Origin of the sequence: Lysobacter sp. (assembly GCF_035655815.1) — a bacterium.
Lineage (GTDB): Bacteria > Pseudomonadota > Gammaproteobacteria > Xanthomonadales > Xanthomonadaceae > Lysobacter_J.
Window position 1 is genome coordinate 1 of the sequence record NZ_DASRTS010000030.1, and the last position, 6216, is coordinate 6216.

Sequence of the window (6216 nt, forward strand, 5' to 3'; positions counted from 1 at the left end):
CTCGCCACGACAATCTGGCCTGTATAGATCGAGATGGCACCGAACTCGCCTGCGTGGTTGACCTTGAGGATTCGGCTTCCCAGGTCCATGTGCCTCCTCAATCTGATGTCCGCTATGGGTCGGAAGCGGACATTAGCACCGCCCAGGCCGCTTCGATCGGTCGGGTGTCCGCTCTCGGCCAGGAGCAGACATTTCGCAATCTACAACTAGGCGTGGGTTGCGAGGAGGCTTCGGCATGCTTCCAGAATGTCCGGCACACAGGACTTGACCGTGATACCCAGCTCCTCATGTCCGTACTGCTCATGTGAAAGCAACTCGAACAGGGCGAGTTCGTCCGGATACCTTTGCTTCTGGCCGATCGTCGCAATAAGGCCACATCCGAGATTTGGATCGATCTCCCCAGCCAAGACTTGCCTAGCAACCGTCAGCGCGTCCGCGATGGTCTCGTAGTTCTGCATTCCGGCTCCCTTGAGCCGCCCGTAGACGCCAAGCCTCCGGCGGCGATAATGTCCGCTTCGGGTCGAAAGCGGACATTAACGCAGAAGCCCCGCCTCCTAGAAGACGGGGCCAATCAGCTTTACATGTAGCAGGCGTCTGCGATGCAGTCGTCACGAATCGCTCGGCAATACGCCTCCAGATGCTGGCCGCTCGACATGCAGTCGTTGTAGAGGTCAACGCAGTAAAAGCCAGCTGGACAGTTCGCCGCAACTGCGCCAGCAGCGGACACGAGCACGCCAAAGGCGACCGTCACGAGCGCGTTCTTCAAGCTCTTCATGGCTATAACTCTCCTTGTTTGCCCACATTGGGCTCTTTGAGGGTAAGGTCCATCTGACCGTTAAATTGCGTCGCGCTTTGCAGATTGCATCTGCTAGCCCGTAGAGGCCGCCTGGACTATCGGGTGGGGAGTGCCCGGAGTGGAAAGCCTCGGGCGCCGGAGCACGCTCAGGATGCGATCGAACGACATCGCGGCCGTCAGATAACGTCCTATCGAGTCGTCACCCCAGAAGTCCGAGCGGGCGTCGGGATCGCTTGCGCCATGTCCGCTAGTTGCCAGAAGCGGTCATCTTCGAGTTACGTACCCAACGCTCTTGCCAGCAAACAGAGGACAGCAATTGCGATAGCCACGGCGCAGATCCGTCGAAGCCATGTGCGCAAAGGACCGAACGGACCGGCCACAATCTCGCGAATCCGTTCTACATCCGCGATTTCAATTGGCGATGATTCGCTCGCACGACGCAAGCGTCTCCACGCACCGGCTGCCCACGCAAGCGAGCCTGCTTGAAGAGCCAGCACGAACAGCAGGGCTGGCCACGAGACTGCGTTCGGGTTCGAGATCGCGGCTACTACCAACAGCGCTGGAACGGCACTGACGAGCAGAGCGACGCACATGAAACGCTTCCATGAAAGTTTAAGATACTTCCGCATGCTCTCCCCATGGGCGTGATGGTCGAACCGATTAACGGACGCGTGTCGGTTTTGCGTTGGAAGCGGACATTAGCATCGCCACGGCGTTCCTCGCGGCCTAGTCAACGACGTGGCCGGCCCACCTGCAGTCTGACTTACCGGATCCGAGGCTATGTATGGCCGACGGCCCTGTGGCCGATTGCTATCAGGCCAGTGGAATGTGCGAACTGAGGCTGGTATCGGATGGCCAACACGATGCCCGCGTCACGACGACGAAGGCGGCACGTGCACCCGGACCGCCCCGGCACGATCGGAGCGCGATCAACCACGCTAGACTCGCGTGCGTTTGGGGATCCGGCGAGGGGAATCGTGGAACCGCGGTCGATAGTGCTTTCTTCGGTGCTGCTCGTCGAGGACGACGCCAGTGCCCAGCGGCGCCTATTGCGATTGACGTCGGACGTCGCCGGCGCGGATGCGCATATCGAGGCGGCTCCCAGCCTGGAGGCGGCGCGTGCGCGCCTGTCGGCGCGGCCATTCGCGTTGGCCCTGGTGGACATGCAGTTGCCCGACGGCAATGGCGTTGATCTCATCGCTTGGATGCAACGCCGTCCCGCGCAGACACAGGCGGTGATCGTGTCAGCATGGGCGGAAGAGAGCGCCATCCTCGCGGCGATACGTGCCGGGGCGATCGGCTATCTGCTCAAGAGCAGCGAGGACGCCGAACTCGCGATGTTCCTGCGCATCCTGCAACGTGGCGGCGCCGCCATCGATCCAGTGATCGCACGACATATCCTAACCCTCCTGCCGCAAGCGCCCGCTTCGGCGCCCGAGGCAGGCGACGCCCGGCTCACGCCCCGCGAGGGCGAAGTGTTGCGCATGGTGGCCCGTGGACTGAGCAACCGCGAGATCGCACAGGCCACCAACCTTTCCCGGCTCACCATCGAAAGCCATACCCGCAACATCTACCGAAAGCTTGCGGTGACTTCGCGCACCGAGGCGGTGTTCGAGGCGCGTTCGATTGGGCTGCTGACTTGATACGCGCGCTTCTGGCGCTGCTCGCGCTGTGGCCCGCGATCGCGTTTGGCCAGCTCGCGTCCACCGCTTCGACATTGACGATCGATCGCGCCGAGGCGGTGCGATCGGACTGGAACGCCACCACCCCGCCCGCCACCGGCTGGACGCCCGTGACGCTGATGGACTACTGGGATGCGCGCTGGCCGGAGCACGACGGCGTGGTCTGGTATCGCCTGCACTGGCGGCAGGATGACGCCAGTCGATCGACCGCGCTGCTAATCGACTACGTGTGCATGACCAGCGCGGTGTATGTCAACGGAAGCCTCGTCGCACGCGATCCAGGCCTGGTGGAGCCGCTGTCGCGCACATGGAATTCGCCGCAGTACTTCCTGCTTTCCCCGCCGTTGCTCCGGCCAGGCGAGAACACGATACTGGTGCGTGTATCGGGACTGACGGCGTACCAGCCCGGTTTCGGAACCGTCACCGTCGGCGATCCGGCGGTGGTGCACGCGCAATATAGAAGCGACCGCTTCCGCCGTCACGACATAAAGCTGATCAACCTCGCCATGAGCGTGGTCCTCGGCGGCGTGTTCCTGCTGGTGTGGCTGCTGCGACGACAGGAGACCGTCTACGGCTGGTTCGCCTTGTCGGAACTCACTGGCTCGCTTTACGGCGCGAACTTCATCGCTACCAGCACGTGGCCATTTCCGAGCACCGACGCCTGGCAGGCGTTCATCGCCGCAATGTACATGGCGGCCGGCGCAAGCTACGCGATGTTCCTGCTTCGCTATGGCGAAAGACGGTATCCGCGCCTGGAGCGCCTCATGGGGGCGCTGTGCGCGTTGGGCCTCGTCGCCGCGGCCTTTGCGCCCGGCTGGATGGGGCCGCATCGAACGCCATGGATCATGCTGGGCGGCGCGTTCTTCTACATCGCCATCGGCTGGTTCCTGATCCGTGCCTCGCGCGTGCGCCGCGTGGACTACATGGTGATGGCGGCGTGCGCCATCGCACCGGTGCTGGTGTCGTTCTACGACTTCGCCCTTTACTTCGGCTGGGTTCGCGGCGATACCTACCTGCTCAGCTTGACTTCGGTGCTGACCCTGATCGGCGTCGGCTTCGTGCTGGCGTACCGCTTCGTCATCGCGATGCGCCGCATGGAAGGCTTCAATGCCGAGCTGCAACGTGAGGTCGACGCGGCGACGTCGAATCTCGCAGACACGCTCTCGCGCCAGCACGCTATCGAACTGGCGCACAGCCGCGCCGGCGAACGCCTGCAGCTTGTCCGCGACCTGCACGACGGTTTCGGCGGCACGCTCATCGGCGCCATCACGCAGTTGGAACAATTTCCGGACGACATGCCCAAGGCGAAGGTCGTGGACGTGCTGAAGGACATGCGCGATGACCTGCGCCTGGTGGTCGATTCCACCACCCGCGAGCACGCGGACCTGGCTGCGCAGCTCGCACCGCTGCGCCATAGGCTTGCCAGGCTGATGGAACTGGCCGACATCGACAGCCGCTGGCAGCTGGAAGGCCTGGACGGCATCGAACTCGGCACTGCGCGCAGCCTCGATCTGTTGCGACTGATGCAGGAAGCGCTGACGAACGTGTTCAAGCACAGCGACGCGCGATACGTGGATGTGCGGCTGGAGTGCGTCGATGGCGTGCTGCGTCTTCGCATCGACGATGACGGACAAGGCATGGCGACGCAGGCATTGACGGACCCGGGCGGTGCGGGACTGGTAAGCATGCGCGTGCGCGCGAGCCGCTTGGGCGGGCAACTGCGCACCCATTCGGACGCGTCGGGCACGCGGCTACAGCTGGAATTCCCGGTCCGCCTGGAAGACCGGAACTACCGCGCGGAGGCCGCGACTACCTGATCTCGTGGATACCCGCACACGCGGGACGGATGCATCCTCGCGCATTGCCGTGGGGGCGGCTGTGCATGTTCCGCGGCGTCCTGTTGCCCGGAGATCGCCATGCCCCGTTCCGCTGCCCTTTCCCGACTGGCTTTCGCCAGCGCGCCGTTGTTCGCTGTCCTCCTGATGCTGTCCCCTGCGCCCGCACTCGCACAGGCCGTCGGCGGCACGGGTACCGACCCTTGCAGCCAGAACGTCACCGGCCAGGACATGGCCTGCGGAAGCGGTAGCGAAGCGAGCACGCCGGGCTCGGCGGGCGCCTCCAGCTCCGGTTGGTCAAGCAGTGCCGGAGGCGCGGGCGGCTCGGCGAATACGGCCATCGGCGAGAACAGCCAGGCAGGCACCGGCGGAAACGGCGCCAACGGCACCGCCGGCGGCAGCGGGGGCGTGGGTGGAACCGGTGGCACGGGCAATTTCGCGATCGGCATCGACTCCCGCGCCGGCACGGGCGGCAACGCTGGCGACGGCTATGCGGGCGGCACGGGCGGCGCGGGCGGTGCCGGTGGCAACAACAACATCGCCCTAGGGAATGGCGCCTCTGCGGGCATCGGCGGCACGGGCGCGGAAGGCTGCTGCGGCTACCCCGGCACTGCGGGCACGGCGGGTACGAGTGGCAACACCGCCCTCGGCCAGAACGCCACCGCGAACGGCGGCAATTCGGTGGCACTGGGTGCTGGAAGCACCGATGGCGGCGTCGCCAACGTGATCTCGGTGGGCTCCAGCACGTCGCAACGCCGCATCATCAACGTCGCGGCCGGCACCGCGGGCACCGATGCGGCCAACGTTGCGCAGATGAGCAGCGGGGACGCCGCGACGCTGGCCTCGGCGAATGCCTACGCCGATACGCGCGAAAGCGCGGTCCGCAGCGACATGGCGATCGGCAACGCCGCCGTGCTCGCCTCCGCGTATGGCTATACCGATGCCGCGACGGCGACGACGCTGAGCTCGGCTCGCGCGCACGCCGACGCGGGCGACGTTCAGACGTTGAGCGAGGCGCAGCAGTACGCGAACGCCGGCGACGCGGCCACGCTGACGGCCGCCAACACGTACACGGACCAGCGCTTCACCGAGATGACCGGTCTGGCAGACAGCTTCAGCACGCTGCAGAAGGACGTGGACGACCGGTTCAACCGGATGGATCGCCGCATCGACAAGATGGCCGCGATGAGTGGCGCCTATGCAGGCATGGCGATGAACACATCGGGATTGACCGGCAACAACCGCATCGGCGTCGGCATTGGCGCGCAGGGCGGCCAGGAGGCCATCGCCGCCGGCTATCAGCGCATCATCGGAAATCGGGCAAGCCTGTCGCTGGGCGCGGCGTTCGGTGGCGGCGAAAAGAGCGTTTCGGCAGGTGCCGGCTTCAGCTGGTAGTCCGTTGCCTGGCCAGAAGCGGACATCCGCCTCGCGTGTGCGAAACGTTGGCACCGCCGATCGATGCGGTGTCCGCTATCGGCCAGAAGCGGACGTTGGCAGCGCGGCCTAAAGTTTCATGCCGAGCCAGATCACAGACTCGGTCGCTGCCGAAACGAGCCGTTCAAGAACCCGGCGAAGCCGACTGTTCTCACTGACATGTGACGCAGCCTGGTCGTGATGCCCGCGTTCCTCGGCGAGGATGGACGATATCGCCGACACGGCAGGCTCATCCACGCCTTGAAGCTCGACGAGTTGCCTCTCCAAGTGGCGAAGAACGACGCTTTCAACCGCAACCGTGGTTGCCGAAATGCCGGAGCGTCCTAGTAGGCCAGTCAGCAATCCAAGGACGAGACCGCCAAAACCGCATAGCCAATAGCTCTTGCAGCGAGCCCTTCCCCTTCTTTCCAGCTCTGCCCTGAAGACTTCTCTGTGCCCACGTTCGTGCGAGCGAAACTCCTCAAGCTTC

7 protein-coding genes are annotated in these 6216 nt (G+C 64.7%); 3 read left to right on the top strand and 4 right to left on the bottom strand.

The window, feature by feature from the left end; genetic code table 11:
• From VFE83_RS19505 to VFE83_RS08225, 3 genes are all read right to left on the bottom strand, one after another.
• Positions 1–89: demethoxyubiquinone hydroxylase family protein (locus VFE83_RS19505; protein WP_414674708.1), on the bottom strand; the 89-nt coding region annotated here is incomplete at its 3' end.
• A 117-nt stretch (positions 90–206) separates the two neighbouring features.
• Positions 207–458, bottom strand: coding sequence for a hypothetical protein (locus VFE83_RS08220; protein WP_324904940.1), 252 nt, complete (start codon positions 456–458; stop codon positions 207–209).
• 119 nt (positions 459–577) lie between these two features.
• Positions 578–775 carry a hypothetical protein gene (locus tag VFE83_RS08225; protein WP_324904942.1) on the bottom strand — a complete coding sequence of 66 codons (198 nt, stop codon included), beginning with the start codon at positions 773–775 and terminating at the stop codon, positions 578–580.
• A 1028-nt stretch (positions 776–1803) separates the two neighbouring features.
• On the opposite strand from VFE83_RS08225, the gene VFE83_RS08230 reads away from it, so the two are divergent.
• The 3 genes from VFE83_RS08230 to VFE83_RS08240 all read left to right on the top strand — a co-directional run bounded on the left by VFE83_RS08230 (position 1804) and on the right by VFE83_RS08240 (position 5708).
• Positions 1804–2439: a response regulator transcription factor gene (locus tag VFE83_RS08230; protein ID WP_324904944.1), complete on the top strand. Its 636-nt coding sequence runs from the start codon at positions 1804–1806 to the stop codon at positions 2437–2439.
• On the top strand, positions 2436–4295 hold the full coding sequence (locus tag VFE83_RS08235; protein ID WP_324904947.1) for a sensor histidine kinase: 1860 nt from the start codon (positions 2436–2438) through the stop codon (positions 4293–4295). The genes VFE83_RS08230 and VFE83_RS08235 overlap by 4 nt, the downstream gene beginning before the upstream one ends.
• A gap of 99 nt (positions 4296–4394) precedes the next feature.
• Positions 4395–5708: a YadA-like family protein gene (locus tag VFE83_RS08240; RefSeq protein WP_324904949.1), complete on the top strand. Its 1314-nt coding sequence runs from the start codon at positions 4395–4397 to the stop codon at positions 5706–5708.
• A 108-nt stretch (positions 5709–5816) separates the two neighbouring features.
• Here VFE83_RS08240 and VFE83_RS08245 read toward each other — a convergent pair.
• Positions 5817–6216 (bottom strand): demethoxyubiquinone hydroxylase family protein (locus tag VFE83_RS08245; RefSeq protein ID WP_324904951.1); only part of this gene is annotated, 400 nt, incomplete at its 5' end.